Source organism: Paenibacillus flagellatus (assembly GCF_003217775.1).
In the GTDB taxonomy this organism is placed as follows: Bacteria; Bacillota; Bacilli; order Paenibacillales; family NBRC-103111; genus Paenibacillus_AB; species Paenibacillus_AB flagellatus.
In genome coordinates this window covers 1-18,414 of record NZ_QJVJ01000014.1, presented here as the reverse complement: position 1 = coordinate 18,414, position 18,414 = coordinate 1, and the positions used below count along the sequence as shown (strand labels likewise).

Sequence of the window (18,414 nt, the reverse complement as noted above, 5' to 3'; positions counted from 1 at the left end):
TCTTGCTGTCCATAAGTTTCGCTCCGTCTGCCCGATATGGGAGGGTCGACCAAAATGATTCCGATGAAATGGTCGATTCCTCATGGCGGCTCGTGCCATTCCGGATTATTGCAGCGCCGCCTCGATCGCCTCCAGCGCGTCGGCGGGAATCGCGACGCCGGAAGCCTTCGCGTTCTCCTCTACCTGCTCGGGCCGGCTCGCGCCGATAATGGCGCTCGAGACGTTCGGCTCGCGCAGCACCCAGGCAAGCGCCAGCTGCGAGAGCGTAAGCCCGAGGCCGTCGGCGATCCGGCGAAGCCGCTCCACCCGCTCGAGGTTGTCCGCGGTCAAGTAGCGCTGGATCGCCTGTCCTCCCCGTTCGCTGCCGGCTCGGCTATCCTTCGGCACTTCGGCGCCCGGCTTGTATTTGCCGGAAAGCACGCCTTGCGCGAGCGGCGAATAGACGACTTGCCCGATGCCGTATTTCGCCCCGACCGGAATGACGTCCCGCTCGATGTCCCGCTTCAGCATGCTGTAAGGGGGCTGGCTCGCCACGATCCGGTCGAGCAGCCGGCGGTCCGCGATATGCGCCGCCTCCGCCATCATCGCCGCCGTCCAATTGCTGACGCCGACGTACAGCACTTTCCCCTGGCGCACCAAATCGTCCATCGCCCGAAGCGTCTCCTCGATCGGCGTATCGGGATCGATGCTGTGGCAATAGTACAAGTCGATGTAGTCCAAGCCGAGCCGCCTCAAGCTCGCGTCGCACTGCTCGACGATATGTTTGCGGGACAGCCCCCGGTCGTTCGGTCCGTCGCCCATCGGCCCCCATACCTTCGTGGCCAGCACGTACGACTCGCGCGCATAGCCTCGCAGCGCCTCGCCGACCACCTTCTCCGCCTCGCCCCGCATATAGACGTTGGCCGTGTCGTAGAAATTGACGCCCAGCTCGTAAGCCTTGCGAATCGTGTCGATCGCGCCCTGCTTCTCTACGTATCCGCCGTACGTCAACCAGCTGCCCAGGCTGATTTCGCTCACTTTCAGTCCCGAACCGCCCAATCTCCGGTATAGCATTAGCGCTTCCCTCCCTGCGTGTTACTGTACCATTTCCTTGATTTTCCCGTCCGTTTCCTGAATGAGCTGCCGCAGCTGCATGTTTTGGCGAAGCAGCGTCTCGACCGTCGCGGACAGCTCCTCCAGCGTCGCCGACGACTGCTCGCTCACCGCCGCGAAATGCTCCGTCGATTCCTGAATCGACGAGGCGGCGGTCCGGATCGACTGCATCATGTCGTGGTAGCCGTTCGTCATCTCGTCCAGCTCCGCGATCGACGCGTTGATTTCCTGGAACGCTTGGCGCGTCTCCAGCGTCACCGTCGCATTCTGCTTCATCTGCTCGGCGATCCGGTTCATGCTGCCGCTTGTCGCCTCCGCTTGCGCGGATACGTTCCCCAGCTTCTCCGAAATCTCCTCGGCGGACCGCCCCGTCATCTCCGCCAGCTTGCGGATTTCCTGCGCCACGACGGCGAAGCCTCTGCCGCTTTCTCCCGCCCGGGCCGCTTCGATGCCCGCATTAAGCGACAAGATGTTCGTCTGCTGGGCGATTTGCTGGATCGACTCGTTGAACCGCGTCACTTCGCCCAACGTCTCCGTCAGCTCGGCGATCGCCTTCGACATCGATTCGATGCTGTGCTGGAACTCCGTCGTCGAGCGGAACATATGATCCATCTTGTCGCCGCCTTCCATGCTGCGCCCGCTCGTCCCGCTCGTCTTTTCCTTCAAGAGCTCGAGCGAACGAAGCATCTCGCCGATCTTTTGTCCCGTTTCCTGCACGGAACGGTTGATCGACAGCGTCGAGTCGACCTGGCTGTTCGCGCCGCTGGCGATTTCGTGGAACGCCGTATTCATCTCGACGAAGGAAGCGTTGTTCTCCTCGCTCGCCTTGGCGATCAAGGTCATATTGGAGGAAACCGCGGCCGCGTGTTCGAGCAGCTTCTCCTTGTCTTCCTTTTGCCGGGCCAGCAGCCGTCCCGTCTCGGCGCCGAACGCCTCCATCTGCTTGGCGAGATGGCCGGCCGTGCTCCAAATCGCGATCAGCAGCGCGCATACGAGCGCGTAGTAAATAAAAATCGTCGTCCCGTTCCCCGCGATACCCGGCACGTCGCCCTGCGAGCTCACGAAGTAGGCGAGCAGCGCCGCATTGACCGCTATACTGACGACGGTCGGCCACAGGCTCATATAGATCCCGGCGAGCACGAGGCCGTAAAATACGCCCAATATGTTCGACATCGATTCCGACTGCATCCCCGTACCGAAAGAAATCGCCGCATTCCCGATAATGGCGACGTAAGGAAGCGCATACGGAAACCTCTTCGTGAAATGGAGCAGTCCGAATACGGCAAGAAGCCCGATCAACAAGCCGATGACGAGCCCGGAATCGCCACCTCCCGCCTGTTGCGCCGAGCCGCTGAAGGCGACGACGCTGGCGAGCGCCAGCAGACAGGTTACCGCCAGCGCGACGAAGACGACCCCGTTTTTGCGACGCATCACTTGCAGCTTGATCGTTTGTTGTACGTCCATACAGTCACATCCTACGGATAGTTGGATTTTACTACCTATTCTACTCGCTTTCGACAAATTCCGCAATCGCTTTCACGGTCCGGCGGACGGCCACCCCGCTTACGAAAAAAGATGCCCTTCGGCATCTTCCCGCCTCAATATGCGATTTTGCTCCGCAAGGCGTCCATGTTGTCGATCCGAATCTGCTTGTTCTGGATCGCGATGATCCGATCGTCCTGGAGCTCCTGCAGCACTTTGGTCACGGATTCGCGGACGGTGCCGACCATGTTGGCGATTTCCTGATGCGTCAGCTTCATCGTGATTTGCACGGAATCCTGCTTCGGCTCGCCGTACTCCTGCGCCAGCTGATAAACCGCCTTCAGAATGCGGCTGCGCACGTCGAGAAACGACAGGTCGTGAATTTGCTCGTTCGCCCGGCGCAGCCGGTTCATCGTCACTTCCAGCAATCGCATGCAGAGCGCCGGCGACCGGCCGATATATTCGTAAAACGTCGAGCGCTTGAGCGTGTACATGACGCTAGGCTCCAACGTCTCCGCGTTGGCGGAGCGGGTACCGTCCTTCTGCATGATGGACATTTCGCCGAAGAAATCGCCGCTGCGAAACAGCGCGAGCGTAATCTGCTTCGTATTGTCGATCCGGTATATTTTGACGGTGCCCGATTTGATGACGAACAGCTCCTCGCCCACGTCCCCTTCGAAGAACAAGATTGCGTTCTTCTTGTACTTTCTCTCGAAGAACAGGGACGATATGCTGAGAAGCTCTTCGTCGCTCAAATCCTGAAACAAAGGGATGTTGCGGATCAGAGCGGCGACCTGCTCCATGCGAATTCTACTCCTTCTTGTTCAGGACGAACCTAATTCGCTCTCGCGGCCTCCCCGACGCGGCGGATCATGATGTTCAGATGGCGGGCCAAGTCGATTTCGTAAGGCTGCTTCAAGTCCGCTCCGTAAGGATCCTTCAACACCCGCACGACGGGCCGGTGCTTGAAGTCGGGCAGTACCTTGGACACGATGCCCGATTCTCCCGAGCTTAATTGAACGCTTAATCCGAGGGGGAAGATCGCGACCTTGTTGCGAAACAGCTTCACTTTGTCGATATCGTACAAGGTGCCCGCTCCGCCGTACAGAATCTCGATCGCTTCGTGCGGCAGCAGCGCTTCGCGGTGGGCGCGAGGATGCGTAAGGGAGTCGTACGTCTCGAGCAAGCCGATCCATTGGGCGTAAGGGTGAATTTCTTCCTTCTTCAAGCCGTACGGGTACCCGCTGCCGTTGATCCGTTCGTGGTGCTGCAGCGCGCAATGGGCGGCGATGAGCGGTATGCCGGGTTCGTCCTTCAATAATTTGAAGCCGTATTCGGGGTGCTTCTTCACTTCTTCGTACTCGAGCGGGCTGAGCAAGCCCCGCTTGTTCAAGATTTCCCGCGATATTTTCAGGCTGCCGACGTCGTGCAGCAGCGCGCCCAGGCTGAATGCGATCAGATCGTCGCCATAATACCCCTCGGCCATGCCGAGCTTGGTGGCGTACACGCATACGTTCATCGACTTTTGGATGAAATGGTGGTCGTAGTCGTTCGTAGGGAATGCGTGCATGTTCATCAGCATGAACGCGTCGTTTTTGTCGTACTGGAGATCTTCCATGACCATGTAGACGGTTTTGGAGCAGATGCGGGACAATTGGGCGTTGCCGAACCGGGAATCGTAAGAGGGGCTTGCGACCGTCTCCAAAATGCTTTGCAGCGTCGTTCGGAGCTGCAATCGCGTTTCTTCCTTGATGCCTTCTTCGATCACGATGTCGTCGGTGTTGGGGTCTTCGATGTACACGTAATCGATGCCCATCTTTTGCAGCTTGGTAATAATCGGTTGCGTCAGCTGAAAATGATACCCGACGAGAATTTGGCCTTCGCTATTGAAAATCGGTTTACCGAGTCTCATTCCGGACTGACACATGTGGGTTGGAATTAGGCGCATAGACGCGGTCCTTTCTAACTACGTATTTCATAAGTTCATCCTACCAAAGACTTATGCTACCGATCATTATGCCATACCGGTGCTTTCATCTCTGTGTGGTTTCCAACAATATAACGGTGAAATTCAACACATTTTCCCGCAAGGCAACGCTTTCCTGCACCCACATGGGTTATCATACCACGATTCCTTCGATCCTGAAATACCGGATGTTATCATGTTTGTCAGCATTTTTGTCAGTGTCGGGACGTGACGGCGAAACGTGAGATGTTGTGGAATTTGATTGGTGATTGTGTCGAAATTAGTCCGAATATGGAGGGAGCAGCGTCCGGTATTCGAGGTTGCGGCCGCAAATGTCCAGCAGCTGCCGTTTCGCGCCTTTTCGCGGCGACGTCACCCGGACGGAGAGACCGCGGGCTTCGGCGGCCGTCCGGAGCGGATCGATCTTCGCGGCGTCGTTCGTGACGAGCTCCACGCGTCCGACCGCAGGAAGCAGCGGAAGCAACCGATCGGCCCAGTCCGTTCGTCCCGGATCGCCGGGGCATTCCGCCTCCATCCATGCGAACCGGCTTCGCAGCATGCCGTATTCGACTCGCGCCGCGAGCAGCCGTCCGCCGCCGAAATAGACGACAACCTGCTGGTCGTCCCGCGCGACGTTCACCGCCTGCTCGTCGAGCATGGCTCGCATCGCCTTTTGCCGGGTATGCAGCTCCTTCGCCTTTTCGAACTGGAGCTTTTCCGCGCATTCGGTCACGGCCTTCTCCATCTCCGCCGGTATCGATTTCGGATTCGACAGCAGACGGACCGCCTCGGCCGCATGCCGGGCGTACTGTTCTTCCGTTTCCATTCGCTCGCAGATGCCTCCGCACTTTTGCAGGTAATAGCGCATGCACAGCCGCTTCTCGAACGGATCGCACGTACGGAGCTTGTACCGTTCGATGGCGAAGTCGAGCGCATATTGGCGGAAGATCGCATTCGGATAAGGTCCCAGCCGTCCCGTCCCGTCCTCGGCGGCAAGCTTGGGCCGCGGGGCCAGCCGGTCCCGATCCTCCGCGATGAGCCTAGGAAACGGCTCGTCCGTCAGGACGATATACGGGTAGACGGTCGGCTCCCGCTTCCTTGCCCGGTTATAAGGGGGCTGGTAATGCCGGATCAGGTTCGCTTCCAAAGTCAAACTTTCGTTCTCGTTGCGAACGATCATGACTTCGATGTCGGCGATTTCCCGGACGAGCTTCGCCACCTTGTCCCGGTCCGGCTTCGAATGAAAGTAGGAGCCGAGCCGCCGCCGCAAATTCGTCGATTTGCCCACATAGAGCAGCCGTCCGTCTTCGCCGAACATCAAGTAACAGCCCGGTTCCTCGGGAAACCGGGCCGGATTGAACGTATAAGTCGCCACTTCTCGTTCCTCCGCCGTTTTTCGTTCCTTTTATCGTACCAGAACCGGTCGGAACGTTACAGCCCTTGTCTCCCCGGCAAATCGGCATTGTAGTTCGGCAGCGGCGGCTTCGTCAGAAACGCCGTGCCGACATAGTCGGCCAAGTAGCGTTTGCCGAATAACAAGTCGTATTGCAGCAGTCGATAACGGTCCACGACGGCAGCGAGGGAGACGGGAACCGAATCGTACAGCTTCTGTCCCGCGTCGACGACCAGATTGCGCAGCAACCCCGGCGTTTGCCGGAATACGCTCCAATTCCATTCGAACGGCGCCGGCTTCTCCATGCCGAGCGCGTCCAGCACGTACGCCCCCATGAACGATGCGCTGATCGCCGGGACCGTCTCCGTGGACAAACCGCCGAAGTTGGACCACATGACGAACGGAACGCTGTGCATCCTTTGCCGCTCCTCGAGCGACCATTCGTCCGAACGGTCGGATCGGATCATTCCGCCCTGCTTGTAGACGTCATAACCCATTCCGAGCATGGGCAAATGATCGCCGTAGAACACGATCACCGTCGGCTCGCCGGATTGCTCGAAATGGTCGATCAGCATTTGCAGGCTGGCATCCGCGTCGGATGCACCGATCGCGTACGTCTGGAGAACGCTTAGCGCCTCGTCGGTCAAATCGCCCTCGATATCGATCGGCGTATCGTCCGGATACCGGCTGTCGTCGTAAGGACCGTGATTTTGCATCGTCACGGCATAGATGAACATCGGCTGCTCCGTTTCGTCGACCACCTGCATAATTTTGCGCGCCACCTCGCTGTCCGCGATAAAATTCCCGCGATAGACCGGATTGTCGAATTGCTCCTGGCTGTAGAAGCTTTCGAAGCCCATCCGTCCGTACACGTTCGTCCGGTCCCAAAACCACCCTTCGTACGAATGGATCCCGACGCTCTTATAGCCTTGTTCCTCGAAATAGCTGGCAAGACTCGGAATCGGCTTCTTCACGTATTGTTGATACGGAACCGACCCGGCGGGCAAAAAGCTCATCGAATACCCCGTCAGCACTTCAAACTCCACGTTGCTCGTCCCGCCCCCGAATTGCGGGGACAGCATGTATCCGGACTGCGATTCCGCTTGCAGGCGGCGCACGGTCGGAATCGGATCCTCGCGGAAATAGACGTCCGGCAGCAGCGTCGGGTCCCAGAACGCTTCGTTCATCAAGAAGATGACGTTCGGCTTCGTGCCTTGCAGCGGGTCGGGAGACGCGGCGGCGGCCGTGACCGCCTCCTTCCCCGCTTTCAGCTCTTGGGCGATTCCGGCGATGGCCGGCTCCCCGTAGCCCGGGGGCTTGGGGACGATCGTATGCTTCGCATTCATCGTAAAGGCGAGCGCGAGTCCGTTATGCCCGTAATTTTGCTGTTGATCCCATACGATTTCGCTTGCCCCCGCCCGCGACATCAGCCGCCCGCTCCACCCGGCGTCCGTCGCGAACCCGTAGAGCGCCGCAATCGCCGTGAAGCCGAGCACGAGACGGGGCGCGAGGCGCAGCGGTAGCCGGGGAACGATCAAGCGCAGCGCGAACAGCCCGGTCACGACGGCGAGCGCCAAACCGACGCGCACCCACATCGCTTTGCCACTGACGAGCGAAACGACGTTCAGCCCTTCTTTGTTCAGCAGCAAATCCCACGGGAAGAACGGCTCCCCGATCAGCTTCGTCTTGAAATAACTGATCATGGACGCGACGAAGACGAGCAGCGCCGTTATCGCTGCGGACGGAATCAGCGAGCCCACCAATGCGTAGACGGCCGATAACGCCAAGAAGACGATAAACGCATTCAAGAAAAATAAACTCGGGTTGACGAACAGCCACGTCAGCGCTTCCTCGAGCGTTCCTCGCTGTATCCATTCCATTCCGAGGACAAGGAGCATGGAGGCAAACGACAGAACGGTTCCGATGCACATCCATCTCCACACGTCGTTTTGCGTCATTTTCGACAACTGAAGGCGAATTTTCGCTATCTGGCTCAAATTCCACCTAACCCCCTTCTTCAATCGTTTTCTTTTTACGTTTTTCTCGCTATATGGAAATATCGTAAAGGATCAACCTTAACGTCACCTTAAAATAGAGCAAAAAAGGAGCGGCGGCCACGATTTGGTCCGATGTAAAATCACTTGTCCCTCTTTACATCGCCTAATCGTTGTGATATAGTATTACTTGCTTGATTTGATTCAGCATTTGCGCCCGTAGCTCAGCAGGATAGAGCGACAGTTTCCTAAACTGTGCGTCGCGGGTTCGAATCCCGCCGTGGCGCGCTTATCGCGCACATAACCTATGACGGAACGTGGCTCAGCTTGGTAGAGCGCTTGGTTCGGGACCAAGAGGTCGCAGGTTCAAATCCTGTCGTTCCGATACGCAGATTCATGGAAGAACCCTTCGGGGTTCTTTTTGCTTTTCCGTTTCTTTTTGGGTAGCATGGAGATCATAAGAAATCATAACCATTCGCAGGAGGGGATCGTCATGAACAAACTGAAGCTGCCGGAGCGTGCTATGGAAGTGGCCTACCGGGATGAAGGGGAAGGGATGCCCGTGCTGCTGCTGCACGGGTTTTGCGGCAGCTCGTCCTATTGGGACGCCATAATTCCGCTGCTGGCCGGCCACTGCCGGCTCATCGTGCCCGACCTGCCCGGTCACGGAAGTACGGGCGTGCCCGCACAGCCGTATCCGATCGAATCGTTCGCCGACGATATGGCCGCCTTGCTGCGTCGGTTAAACGTCGAGAAGGCGATTTGGATCGGCCATTCGCTCGGCGGGTACGTCACCTTGGCGGCGGCCGAGCGTCATCCGGACGTCGTAGCCGCTTTCGGATTGGTGCACTCGACGGCCTTTCCGGACGACGAGCAGGGGAGAGAAAACCGTCTCAAGGCGATCCAGACCGTACTCGATTCCGGTATCGTGCCGTTCGTCGACGGATTGATTCCGAAGCTGTTCGCACCGAAGCATGTCGAGTCGATGGAAGACCGCGTGGAGGAGGCGAAGAAAATCGGCTACGGGACGCCCGCGGAGGGCGCCGTACTCACACTCGAAGCGATGCGCGGCCGGCCGGACCGGAACGGCGTCCTGGCGGGTTTTGAACGTCCCGTTCTGCTCGTAGCGGGCGAATCCGATCAAGTGATTAAGACGGAGAAGACGTTTTCCGCACAAGGCACGAACATTCGGCAGACGCTTCTCGCAGATTGCGGCCATATGAGCATGATGGAAGCTCCCGCCCGTTTGGCGGAAACGCTGCAAAGCTTCGTCGAATCGGTCCGGCCTTCGGTCGGCGGCTGAGCGTAACAGGCCCGTCGGATGGAGACATCCGGCGGGCTTTCGTGTGCAACCATTAAAAAAGGACCCTTTCGGGTCCTTTTTGACGGTGATAAAGTTTGTACGAATGCTTTTACCTTACCCTCTGCTTCGGTTACCGGATTGCTGTCAGCCAACAACCCTTTGCTTCAGACCACCCTAAAGTGTCTTTGGCACTACACCTCCGCTTCAACGTTCGGTAGAAAGATCCTTACCCGGTGTTGCAGTTGAAGAGTTCAACGGAACCACACCTCTCTTGTCACCGTCGATTATAGTATGTCCGCCAAAGGAATCGTTATTCGCCGGATTTCGATTTTTTTCAGCGGCCGGGACATGCGGCTAGCAGCATTATCCCTCGCCGTTATTGTGACGGCTATGGTTTTCCTGCTTGACCCGCTTCGAGCCGGACAACGGCTCCTGCGGCCCCTTATGCTGCGATTTTTGCTCTTGCGCTCCTGTCGGAGGATTGACGGGTTGCGGAATATCTTTGGGCATGCCGCTCGCTCCTTTCGACGTTATTGGACTGTCGTCGTATCGTGGTTGATGGCGTCCCGGTGGCGCCGGTCGTTCGTATCCTGCTGAAGCTGCTGGGCGTGATGGGCGTTGACGGGATCTTGGGCCAAATCTTTGACTACGTTTTGCAAATTTTTATCGGCAGCTTTTTGTTTCGTCATCGCGGTTGCCTCCCTTCAGCTCGTGATCCGTTTCAACGCTTGCGCGCATTCGTGAATGTGCCGCACGTAATCTTCAACCAGCTGCTGGATCGTTTCGTTCCGTTCGTCTACCGTCTGATCGGCTCTCTCGACGTCGACCAGATCTACCTTCACTTCGCGGGAGTCCATATAGGTCACTTGGAAGTCAAACGTGTACATCGAATGTCCCGCCGTCCGAATATGGATGCGGACCGATTTCGGATCATGCTCGTCCGCCGTTACCTCCGCTTGATCGGACTTGTTCAGTACGGTCGGAAGCGTCTGCTGCCACGCCTCCGCCAGCCGTTTTTGATCGATCGTGAGCACGTCTGTTTTGCTCATGAAAAAACACCTCCGCAACGTTAACTTGCGGAGGTGCGCTTTCTTTTATGCGAATGGGCGCGGCAACAAAAAAAGCCATGAATCGAAGATTCATGACCGGTTTATGCTCGACGAACCTGAAGGTTCTCATCCATTTACATGACAGCTTATACGGAGAGGGTGGGATACTCCCCCTTCGGGTGAGACTGCGAAGCGGCGCTATCGAAGAAACGCTCCGACGAACCTGAAGGTTCTCATCCATTTACATGACAGCTTATACGGAGAGGGTGGGATTCGAACCCACGGAAGAGTTGCCCCTTCGCTGGTTTTCAAGACCAGAGCCTTCAACCACTCGACCACCTCTCCACGAAAAACGGCGCCCTGCCGTCAATACCAACAAGCATTTTAACATACGGCCGGGCGCCGGGCAAGCTTATTTTCTGGAAATGACTTTGACGCCGTTCATGTAAGGCTGCAGCACCTCGGGCACGAGCACCGTTCCGTCCGGCTGCTGATAATTTTCCAGAATGGCGGCTACCGTTCGGCCCACCGCCAAGCCGGAGCCGTTCAGCGTATGGACGAATTCCGGCTTCGACTTCGCGTCGCGGCGGAAGCGCAGGTTCGCCCGTCGCGCCTGGAAGTCCTCGAAGTTGCTGCAGGACGAAATTTCGCGGTACGTGCCGCCGCTCGGCAGCCATACCTCGAGATCGTACGTCTTCGCCGACGAGAAGCCCAGATCGGCCGTACAGAGCGTCAGAACGCGGTACGGAAGGTTGAGCAGCTGCAGCACCTTCTCGGCATGCTGCGTCAACTTCTCAAGCTCCTCGTACGAGTCCTCGGGCTTTACCAGCTTCACGAGCTCCACCTTGTTGAATTGATGCTGACGAATCAGCCCGCGCGTATCGCGGCCGGCCGACCCCGCCTCGGAACGGAAGCAAGCGCTGAACGCCACGTAATACTTCGGCAGTTCCTCCGCCGGCAAGATGTCCTCGCGGTGATAGTTCGTCACCGGCACTTCCGCCGTCGGAATCAGGAAGTAGTCCGAATTTTGCAGCTTGAAGACGTCTTCCTCGAATTTGGGCAGCTGGCCGGTACCGGTCAAGCTGTCGCGGTTGACGATATAAGGCGGCAGCATTTCCTCGTAGCCGTGCTCGTCGCTGTGCAGATCCATCATGAAGTTCATGACCGCCCGCTCCAGACGGGCGCCGAGCCCTTTATAGAAAACGAACCGCGACCCCGTCACCTTCGCAGCCGCCTCGAAATCGAGAATGCCAAGCTGATCCGCCAGCTCCCAATGCGCCTTCGGCTCGAACGGAAACGACGGCACTTCGCCGACTCTTCGAATTTCTACATTATCTTCTTCGGACCGGCCGACCGGCACCGAAGCGTGCGGCATATTCGGGATGGAAAGGAGCAGCTTCTGCAAATCTTCTTCCAGCACCCGCAGCTCTTCGTCCAATACTTTGATCCGATCGTTCACGTCTCGCATCTCCAGAATAAGCGGCTCCGCGTCTTCCCCGTTTCGTTTCTTCGCGGCCACTTCCTGGGATACGGTATTTCTGCGGTTTTTTAGCTGATCGCTCTCTTGAAGCAGCTCCCGGCGCTTGGCGTCCAGACCGGTAAACCGCGTCACTTCCTCGGCCGGCTTGCCCCGTGCGGTCATCGCTTCCTTCACACGCTCGATCTCATTACGCAACAGCTTGGCGTCGAACAACAAAAACCCCTCCCAAAAGGGAACTAGTGTACAAGTTATGCAATATAATGTACTATACTCCGGTCAAATATTCAACTTTGCCGCCCGGCCCCTACCCTGCGAACGCCCTTGTCCCCCGGGCGCCGAACGCCAAAAAAGAAGCACCTCCGGCTTCCGCCCGTCAAGGTGCTTCGCTCGTTTATCGTTGAACCGAGGAAGAATGCGCTTGTTTCACCATATCCAGAAAATATTCGTGCATCCGGTAATCGTCGGTCAGCTCCGGGTGAAACGACGCTGCAAGCAGGTTCCCCTGCCGCGCCGCCACGATTTCGCCGTTGTGGGTCGAAAGGACGTCGACGTCCGGTCCTACTTCCTTTATCAGAGGGGCCCGGATAAACACCGCACGCACGCGCTCGTCGATGCCCTTGATCGCGAGCTCCGTCTCGAAGCTTTCCCGTTGGCGTCCGAACGCATTGCGCTGCACTTTCATGTTCATGAGCTTCAGGTGAGCCTGTTCTTCGCCGACGATGTCGTCCGCCAAAATAATCAAGCCGGCGCACGTCCCGAAAACCGGTTTCCCCTGCTTCGCAAACAACCGGATTTCGTCGATAAAGCCGTACTCGCGCATCAGCTTGCCGATCGTCGTGCTTTCGCCGCCCGGGATAATGATGCCGTCCAGCTCGGCGAGCTGCTCCGTCTTTTTGACGGCGACGCCTTCGCCTCCCGCCTTGCCGATCATGTTGATATGCTCCGCCACCGCTCCTTGCAGAGCGAGAACGCCTATTTTCATCGCTGACCCTTCTTTCTTCGCTTACCAGCCGCGGTCTTGCATCCGCTGCGACGACTCCAGCTTGGAAATCTCGATGCCCTTCATCGGCGTACCCAAGTTTTTGGACACTTCCGCGATCAAGGCATAATCCGTATAATGCGTTGTCGCTTGTACGATCGCTTTGGCAAATTTCTCCGGGTTATCCGATTTGAAAATGCCGGATCCGACGAAGACGCCGTCCGCGCCCAAATGCATCATGAGAGCCGCGTCGGAAGGAGTCGCTACGCCGCCCGCCGCGAAGTTGACGACAGGCAAACGGCCGTTCTCATGTACGTAAAGCACCAGATCGTACGGTGCGCCCAAGTTTTTCGCTTCGGTCATCAGCTCGTCCTTGGACATGCTTTGAATTTTGCGGATTTGCGAATTGATGAGGCGCATATGGCGTACCGCCTCGACGATATTGCCCGTTCCCGGCTCACCCTTCGTCCGCATCATGGCCGCGCCTTCGCCGATCCGGCGCAGCGCTTCGCCGATATCTTTCGCGCCGCATACGAACGGCACGGTGAACTCTTTCTTATTGATATGGAACACTTCGTCCGCCGGCGTCAGCACCTCGCTCTCGTCGATGTAGTCGGCGCCGAGCGATTCCAGGACGCGCGCTTCCACGTAATGACCGATACGGCATTTCGCCATGACCGGGATGCTGACGACTTTCATTACCTCTTCCAAAACGGTCGGATCCGCCATACGAGCGACGCCGCCGGCCGCGCGAATATCGGACGGTACGCGCTCCAGAGCCATTACGGCGCAGGCGCCTGCCGCTTCAGCCACTTTCGCTTGCTCGGCGTTCATAACGTCCATGATGACGCCGCCTTTTTGCATTTCGGCCATCCCTTTTTTGACTGTCCAAGTTCCTGTTTCCATCTCGTATTCCTCCTGTATATGAAAGCTGTAGTTCCGCACCCCGCAAGAGGTAGTCCCATTGTCTTCTAACAAGTCATTGTACATGAAGGCTACCTAATGCACAACCCACCAAGTTCCTTTTTTAGAACAGGTTTTTCAGTCCGTTGGCGATTCCGGAGAAAATGCCGCCGAAAAAGTTTTTGATTCCCCTCATCAGCAGCCGGAACCAGCTTCCCTTTTCCATATCTTGCGACGCGACGAGATTGACCTGCTTCTCGATATTATTGTACTTCACCTTGACGGTCCCCAATACGTCGCCGGTCTTGATCGGAGCGCTCTTGATCGTATCGAGCGGCGCCGCTTGAATTTCCACTTGGGGATTCTCGCCCTTTTTCACGACGAAATCGACGGCATCGGCCGTTACGACCGGGACTGTCGTCTTGACGCCCTTTTTGACCGGAATTTCTTTCATCGAATCGATTTCGCTTTTGGCGCCGATGACCGATTTCATTTCGAAGTTATTGAAGCCGTAATCGAGCAGCTTCTGCGTCTCGACGAAGCGCTTCGCCATCGAGGGCGCCGCCATCACGACGCTGATCAGCCTCATGCCGTTGCGGACGGCCGTACCGGTAAAGCAGTAGCCCGCTTCATCCGTATGTCCGGTTTTCAACCCGTCCATCCCCGGATAAACGTATTGCTTGAAGTTCGGGTTATCCTTGTTCCCTTCGAGCATCCAGTTCCAGTTGATCATCGGATCCTTGTCTTTTTCCCGGAACTTTTTCGACGGAATTTTAGCAAACTCCAAAACTTCCGGATGCTCCTTCAAAATGTGATAAGCAAGGATGGAGGCGTCTCGCGCCGTAATCATCGTATCGTTTTGCGTTATGCTAGCCGGAGCGTACTTCCCCAAGTCCGATCGTGAGAGACCCGTGGCGTTTATAAAAAACGACTTCGGATTGAATCCCAGCTTTTTCGCCGTATCGTTCATCATCCCGACGAACTTTTCTTCCGTATCTCCCACGAACTCGGCCAGCGCTACCGTTGCATCGTTCGCCGAGTAGATCGACATCGCGCCGAACAAGTCTTTGACGGAATACTTCTCGCCGGGTCCGATCAATTGTCCGGAACCGATGACGTCCACCGCATATTGACTGGGAGAGACGATGTCTTCCCATTTGTGTTTCCCCGATTTGATCGATTCCATGACCAAATATTCGGTCATCATCTTGGACATGCTCGCCGGTGGCAACGGCTCGTCCGCGTTCATCTCGTAGAGCACTTGTCCGGTGCTCGCCTCGATCAGAATGGCGGCCTTCACCTCCAGCTTCAGGTCGGTCGCCTCTGCGGCCTCCGTCTTTGGCGGCGGTTGTATGAACATGAATGCGTTTGCCAATACGGCAACGCAACTTACCTTTGCGATCCATCGTTTCCAACCCGTTTTCCTTGCTCCCAGCACGCTTCTCCCATCTCCCTCGTCAGCAGTTGCTCTTATTGTAACATACCGCCCCCCGCCGCAAAAGGCTTAAGGACGCGGCCCGGCTTTTGGCAAAGAAAAAGAACAGGGATGTCGATCGTCCCTGCCCTTTCTATCACTCTTGGCCGCTTCCGATGTCGTCACATCGAATAGTTCGGCGCTTCCTTCGTAATTTGCACGTCATGAGGATGGCTTTCGCGGAGGCCGGCGCCCGTAATGCGGATGAACGACGTATCCTCCTTCAGCTCCCGAATCGTGCGGGTGCCGCAATAGCCCATTCCTTGAATCAGCCCGCCGACGAGCTGATGAACCGTGTCTTTAAGCGGTCCTTTATAAGCGACGCGACCCTCGATCCCTTCCGGTACGAGCTTCGATTCGCCTTCCTGGAAGTAGCGGTCTTTGCTGCCTTCCTTCATCGCGCCAATCGAACCCATGCCGCGATATACTTTGAACCGGCGGCCTTGGAAAATTTCCGATTCGCCCGGACTTTCCTCGCAGCCTGCAAACAAGCTTCCGATCATGATCGCGTCCGCGCCGGCGGCGATCGCTTTCGTAATGTCGCCGGAATATTTCACGCCGCCGTCCGCGATGATCGGGACCCCGTATTCGCGTGCGACCGTCGCGCAATCGTAAATCGCCGTAATTTGCGGTACCCCGATGCCGGCGATGACGCGCGTCGTACAGATCGATCCCGGCCCCATGCCGACCTTGATGATGGACGCCCCGGCTTCGATCAAGTCGCGCGTTCCGTGGCCCGTCGCCACGTTGCCCGCGATAATGACGATATCGGTGAACTGCTTGCGCAGCTTCCGTACCGTCTCCACGATGTTGACGTGATGGCCGTGAGCGGAATCGACCGCGATGACGTCCGCTCCGACCTTGACGAGCTCGGCGGCGCGCTCCAGCGCGTCTCGGGATGCCCCGATCGCCGCACCGACCAGAAGTCGGCCTTGTGCGTCTTTGGCCGCGTTCGGGAACTGGATCGCCTTCTCGATATCCTTGATCGTAATAAGTCCCTTGAGCGTGTTCGTCTCGTCAACCAGCGGAAGCTTCTCGATCTTGTGCTTCTGCAGCAGCACTTCCGCTTCCTGCAAGGTCGTCCCGACGGGCGCCGTTACCAGGTTTTCGCGAGTCATCACTTCTTTGATCTTGATCGAGTAATCGTGCACGAACCGCAGGTCCCGATTCGTCAAAATACCGACCAGCTTGTTGTCTTCGTTCACGATCGGTACTCCGGAAATCCGGTACTTGCCCATCAGCTCTTCCGCATCGTAGACGTGATGCTCCGGTGTCAAGGAGAACGGATTCGTGATGACGCCGCTCTCCGAGCGCTTCACCCGGTCCACTTCCTCCGCTTGCTGTGCGATGGACATGTTCTTGTGAATAATGCCGATGCCGCCTTCACGGGCTATCGCAATCGCCAATGCGGCTTCCGTCACGGTATCCATCGCCGCGCTGATCAGCGGAATGTTCAGCTTGAGCTTGTCCGTCAGGCGGGTGGAAACATCCACTTCCCGAGGCCCGAACACTTCCGATTTCCTGGGGATGAGCAGAACGTCGTCGAACGTTAAGCCTTCCTTGGCAAACTTATTGTCCCACACGAAAAAGTACCTCCTTAGAATTGGCTTGCGATGATTCCCCAAACGATTATTGCCTATCGTAACAAAAGCCCTTTTTTCGTGTCAAGGCAAAAAGGCCGTCCCGTCGCACACGAAGCGCCACTGTTCTTCGTTCCGCCATACTTTTACCGAAATGTGTATGTGCAGCCCGCATTCCACAGTAAATATTCGTCGACGCCCAGTTCCTTGGCCGCTTGAATTTGCGCGCGGACATCGGCATTCCCATATGTTTTATGAGGCTTGACCCACGTAGCCGTAAAATCCTGCAGCCAGGGCCTTATGGCCGCCGGCTTCACGTTCGCTAGAGTCAACGCTTCGTTTCGTTTCAGCGCGTCCGATACGGCCTTCTGGACGATCACATACGGCTGCAGGTCGGGGTTCTTGATTCCCAATGCGCCGTTGCCGTAATGCGAAGGATAGATCATCGGACTGATGACATCGATTTCCGGGGCGAGTTCCTCCCATTTCTGTCCGATGCCCATATCATGCGGTACCGTTGTCGTCATACCGAATACGTCCGCCGATACGTATACGCCTTTCGGACCCAGCTCGCTTTTCGCCTGCTTGAGAAAGCTGCGAATAGCCGTCGCTTTCGTCCAGCCGTTCGGATTTTGAAACGCCACCTCCCGATCGACCTTTTGCCCGTTGTCCGGAAACCGGACGTAGTCGAACTGAATTTCGTCGAATCCAAGGTCGGCCGCTTCCTTGGCAATATCGAGCGTATACCTCCATACCTTAGTATTGTATGGATTGACCCAGGAAACGCCCCGCTTGTCGGTCCAAACTTGCCCGGTTTTGGCATGCATCGCCCAGTCTTGACGCTTCCCGGCCATATACGGATCTTTGAAGACGACGATGCGGGCAATCGTGTAAATCCGTTTTTCCTTTAAACGACTCAATAAGCTTCGGATATCCGGAATCATGTGCTTCGCGTCCGTTCCGAACTCGTCCGCTTGCGGAAGATGCGAATCGTAAGTGAGTTGCCCGGAATCGTTTTTGACATCAATCACCATCGCATTCAATTCCGTTTGCTCGACGAGACGGATCAATTCGTTCATTTTGGAAGTACCCGCGGCCCAGCCGCTTACATAGATTCCTTTCGCCTTCGGTCTCGGTTGACGACTCGGTTCGGTATCCGGCGATGGAGCGGCGTGATCGACTCGGGTTTCGTTGGGCGGCGTAGGGTTGGCTGGAGAAGCCGGCGCTTCTTTTGAAGGTTGGGTCTTGTCGCCGGTACTCGGCTTAATGTCGGCCGATTGTGCCGTTTGGGGCGTATCCGGCGTCGGGGATGGGTCCGGCTGACCGTGGCGTGCCGATTGGCAGCCGGCCGCAAGCAGCAGGCACGCGCAGAGGATGAGCTTGACAACAGCATTCATCGAGAACCACCTCCTATTGGAGGTAGTATGACTCCAATAGGCCGCAGCTATCGTTGCCAACCGTTACGTGCTTATGGAGCGTTTTCCATTTAGGGGGGAGGATGAAAGGACAAGGATAGAAGCACAGGAAGCAATGGGGTGTTCATGTTCACTGTGCAAAAAAAAGACGCTATTCCATAACGGAATAGCGTCCTTCTTCGCTTGGCAACGTCCTACTCTCCCAGGACCCTGCGGTCCAAGTACCATCGGCGCTGGAGGGCTTAACGGTCGTGTTCGGGATGGGAACGCGTGGATCCCCTCCGCCATCATCACCAAACGAATT

The 18,414-nt window shown here is 57.0% G+C and carries 16 protein-coding genes, 3 tRNA genes and 1 rRNA gene; 3 read left to right on the top strand and 17 right to left on the bottom strand.

The window, feature by feature from the left end; all coding sequences use genetic code 11:
* Positions 1-105: 105 nt before the first annotated feature.
* The 6 genes from DLM86_RS25810 to DLM86_RS25785 all read right to left on the bottom strand — a co-directional run bounded on the left by DLM86_RS25810 (position 106) and on the right by DLM86_RS25785 (position 7,930).
* Entirely contained in the window at positions 106-1,053 is a 948-nt protein-coding gene (locus DLM86_RS25810) for an aldo/keto reductase family protein (RefSeq protein ID WP_110842955.1), read from the bottom strand.
* Positions 1,054-1,074: 21 nt separating this feature from the next.
* Positions 1,075-2,556, bottom strand: a complete 1,482-nt coding sequence (locus DLM86_RS25805) for a methyl-accepting chemotaxis protein (RefSeq protein WP_110842954.1) — start codon at positions 2,554-2,556, stop codon at positions 1,075-1,077.
* A gap of 134 nt (positions 2,557-2,690) precedes the next feature.
* On the bottom strand, positions 2,691-3,377 hold the full coding sequence (locus DLM86_RS25800; protein WP_110842953.1) for a Crp/Fnr family transcriptional regulator: 687 nt from the start codon (positions 3,375-3,377) through the stop codon (positions 2,691-2,693).
* Between the two features lie 32 nt (positions 3,378-3,409).
* Positions 3,410-4,486, bottom strand: a complete 1,077-nt coding sequence (locus DLM86_RS25795; RefSeq protein WP_245954915.1) for an HD-GYP domain-containing protein — start codon at positions 4,484-4,486, stop codon at positions 3,410-3,412.
* A gap of 334 nt (positions 4,487-4,820) precedes the next feature.
* The gene (locus DLM86_RS25790; protein ID WP_110842951.1) at positions 4,821-5,915 is read right to left on the bottom strand and encodes a GIY-YIG nuclease family protein; all 1,095 of its coding nucleotides are present in this window, start codon (positions 5,913-5,915) and stop codon (positions 4,821-4,823) included.
* Positions 5,916-5,971: 56 nt separating this feature from the next.
* Positions 5,972-7,930, bottom strand: coding sequence for an LTA synthase family protein (locus DLM86_RS25785; protein ID WP_245954914.1), 1,959 nt, complete (start codon positions 7,928-7,930; stop codon positions 5,972-5,974).
* 210 nt (positions 7,931-8,140) lie between these two features.
* On the opposite strand from DLM86_RS25785, the gene DLM86_RS25780 reads away from it, so the two are divergent.
* The 3 genes from DLM86_RS25780 (at position 8,141) to DLM86_RS25770 (ending at position 9,230) form a co-directional block, all read left to right on the top strand.
* A tRNA-Arg gene (locus tag DLM86_RS25780) sits at positions 8,141-8,215 on the top strand.
* A 23-nt stretch (positions 8,216-8,238) separates the two neighbouring features.
* A tRNA-Pro gene (locus DLM86_RS25775) sits at positions 8,239-8,312 on the top strand.
* A 108-nt stretch (positions 8,313-8,420) separates the two neighbouring features.
* Positions 8,421-9,230 carry an alpha/beta fold hydrolase gene (locus DLM86_RS25770; protein WP_110842950.1) on the top strand — a complete coding sequence of 270 codons (810 nt, stop codon included), beginning with the start codon at positions 8,421-8,423 and terminating at the stop codon, positions 9,228-9,230.
* Positions 9,231-9,593: 363 nt separating this feature from the next.
* On the opposite strand, the gene DLM86_RS25765 is transcribed toward DLM86_RS25770, so the two are convergent.
* The 11 genes from DLM86_RS25765 to rrf form a co-directional block, all read right to left on the bottom strand.
* A complete protein-coding gene (locus tag DLM86_RS25765; RefSeq protein WP_110842949.1) occupies positions 9,594-9,740 on the bottom strand; it encodes a small acid-soluble spore protein P in 147 nt (48 codons plus the stop codon).
* A gap of 20 nt (positions 9,741-9,760) precedes the next feature.
* Entirely contained in the window at positions 9,761-9,919 is a 159-nt protein-coding gene (locus DLM86_RS32410) for a hypothetical protein (RefSeq protein ID WP_170143732.1), read from the bottom strand.
* A 15-nt stretch (positions 9,920-9,934) separates the two neighbouring features.
* Positions 9,935-10,279 (bottom strand): hypothetical protein, encoded by a 345-nt coding sequence (locus DLM86_RS25760; RefSeq protein ID WP_110842948.1) that lies wholly within the window; start codon positions 10,277-10,279, stop codon positions 9,935-9,937.
* A 258-nt stretch (positions 10,280-10,537) separates the two neighbouring features.
* Positions 10,538-10,624: transfer RNA gene (locus tag DLM86_RS25755), tRNA-Ser, on the bottom strand.
* A 67-nt stretch (positions 10,625-10,691) separates the two neighbouring features.
* A complete protein-coding gene (serS, locus tag DLM86_RS25750; RefSeq protein WP_110842947.1) occupies positions 10,692-11,972 on the bottom strand; it encodes a serine--tRNA ligase in 1,281 nt (426 codons plus the stop codon).
* A 178-nt stretch (positions 11,973-12,150) separates the two neighbouring features.
* On the bottom strand, positions 12,151-12,741 hold the full coding sequence (gene pdxT / locus DLM86_RS25745) for a pyridoxal 5'-phosphate synthase glutaminase subunit PdxT (protein WP_110842946.1): 591 nt from the start codon (positions 12,739-12,741) through the stop codon (positions 12,151-12,153).
* Between the two features lie 21 nt (positions 12,742-12,762).
* The gene (gene pdxS / locus DLM86_RS25740; protein WP_110842945.1) at positions 12,763-13,644 is read right to left on the bottom strand and encodes a pyridoxal 5'-phosphate synthase lyase subunit PdxS; all 882 of its coding nucleotides are present in this window, start codon (positions 13,642-13,644) and stop codon (positions 12,763-12,765) included.
* A 121-nt stretch (positions 13,645-13,765) separates the two neighbouring features.
* Positions 13,766-15,001: a D-alanyl-D-alanine carboxypeptidase family protein gene (locus tag DLM86_RS25735; protein WP_110842944.1), complete on the bottom strand. Its 1,236-nt coding sequence runs from the start codon at positions 14,999-15,001 to the stop codon at positions 13,766-13,768.
* Between the two features lie 236 nt (positions 15,002-15,237).
* Complete coding sequence (gene guaB, locus DLM86_RS25730; RefSeq protein WP_110842943.1) at positions 15,238-16,698, bottom strand: IMP dehydrogenase; 1,461 nt, start codon at positions 16,696-16,698, stop codon at positions 15,238-15,240.
* A gap of 143 nt (positions 16,699-16,841) precedes the next feature.
* On the bottom strand, positions 16,842-18,092 hold the full coding sequence (locus DLM86_RS25725; RefSeq protein WP_110842942.1) for a putative glycoside hydrolase: 1,251 nt from the start codon (positions 18,090-18,092) through the stop codon (positions 16,842-16,844).
* Positions 18,093-18,291: 199 nt separating this feature from the next.
* Positions 18,292-18,408 (bottom strand): 5S ribosomal RNA (gene rrf / locus DLM86_RS25720).
* Positions 18,409-18,414: the final 6 nt, after the last annotated feature.

Coding starts and splice junctions, on each gene's coding strand:
- DLM86_RS25810 (WP_110842955.1), bottom strand. CDS start 1,053: ATGCTATACCGGAGATTGGGCGGTTCGGGACTGAAAGTGAGCGAAATC.
- DLM86_RS25805 (WP_110842954.1), bottom strand. CDS start 2,556: ATGGACGTACAACAAACGATCAAGCTGCAAGTGATGCGTCGCAAAAAC.
- DLM86_RS25800 (WP_110842953.1), bottom strand. CDS start 3,377: ATGGAGCAGGTCGCCGCTCTGATCCGCAACATCCCTTTGTTTCAGGAT.
- DLM86_RS25795 (WP_245954915.1), bottom strand. CDS start 4,486: ATGAGACTCGGTAAACCGATTTTCAATAGCGAAGGCCAAATTCTCGTC.
- DLM86_RS25770 (WP_110842950.1), top strand. CDS start 8,421: ATGAACAAACTGAAGCTGCCGGAGCGTGCTATGGAAGTGGCCTACCGG.
- DLM86_RS25765 (WP_110842949.1), bottom strand. CDS start 9,740: ATGCCCAAAGATATTCCGCAACCCGTCAATCCTCCGACAGGAGCGCAA.
- DLM86_RS32410 (WP_170143732.1), bottom strand. CDS start 9,919: ATGACGAAACAAAAAGCTGCCGATAAAAATTTGCAAAACGTAGTCAAA.
- DLM86_RS25760 (WP_110842948.1), bottom strand. CDS start 10,279: ATGAGCAAAACAGACGTGCTCACGATCGATCAAAAACGGCTGGCGGAG.
- pdxT (WP_110842946.1), bottom strand. CDS start 12,741: ATGAAAATAGGCGTTCTCGCTCTGCAAGGAGCGGTGGCGGAGCATATC.
- pdxS (WP_110842945.1), bottom strand. CDS start 13,644: ATGGAAACAGGAACTTGGACAGTCAAAAAAGGGATGGCCGAAATGCAA.
- DLM86_RS25735 (WP_110842944.1), bottom strand. CDS start 15,001: ATGTTCATACAACCGCCGCCAAAGACGGAGGCCGCAGAGGCGACCGAC.
- DLM86_RS25725 (WP_110842942.1), bottom strand. CDS start 18,092: ATGAATGCTGTTGTCAAGCTCATCCTCTGCGCGTGCCTGCTGCTTGCG.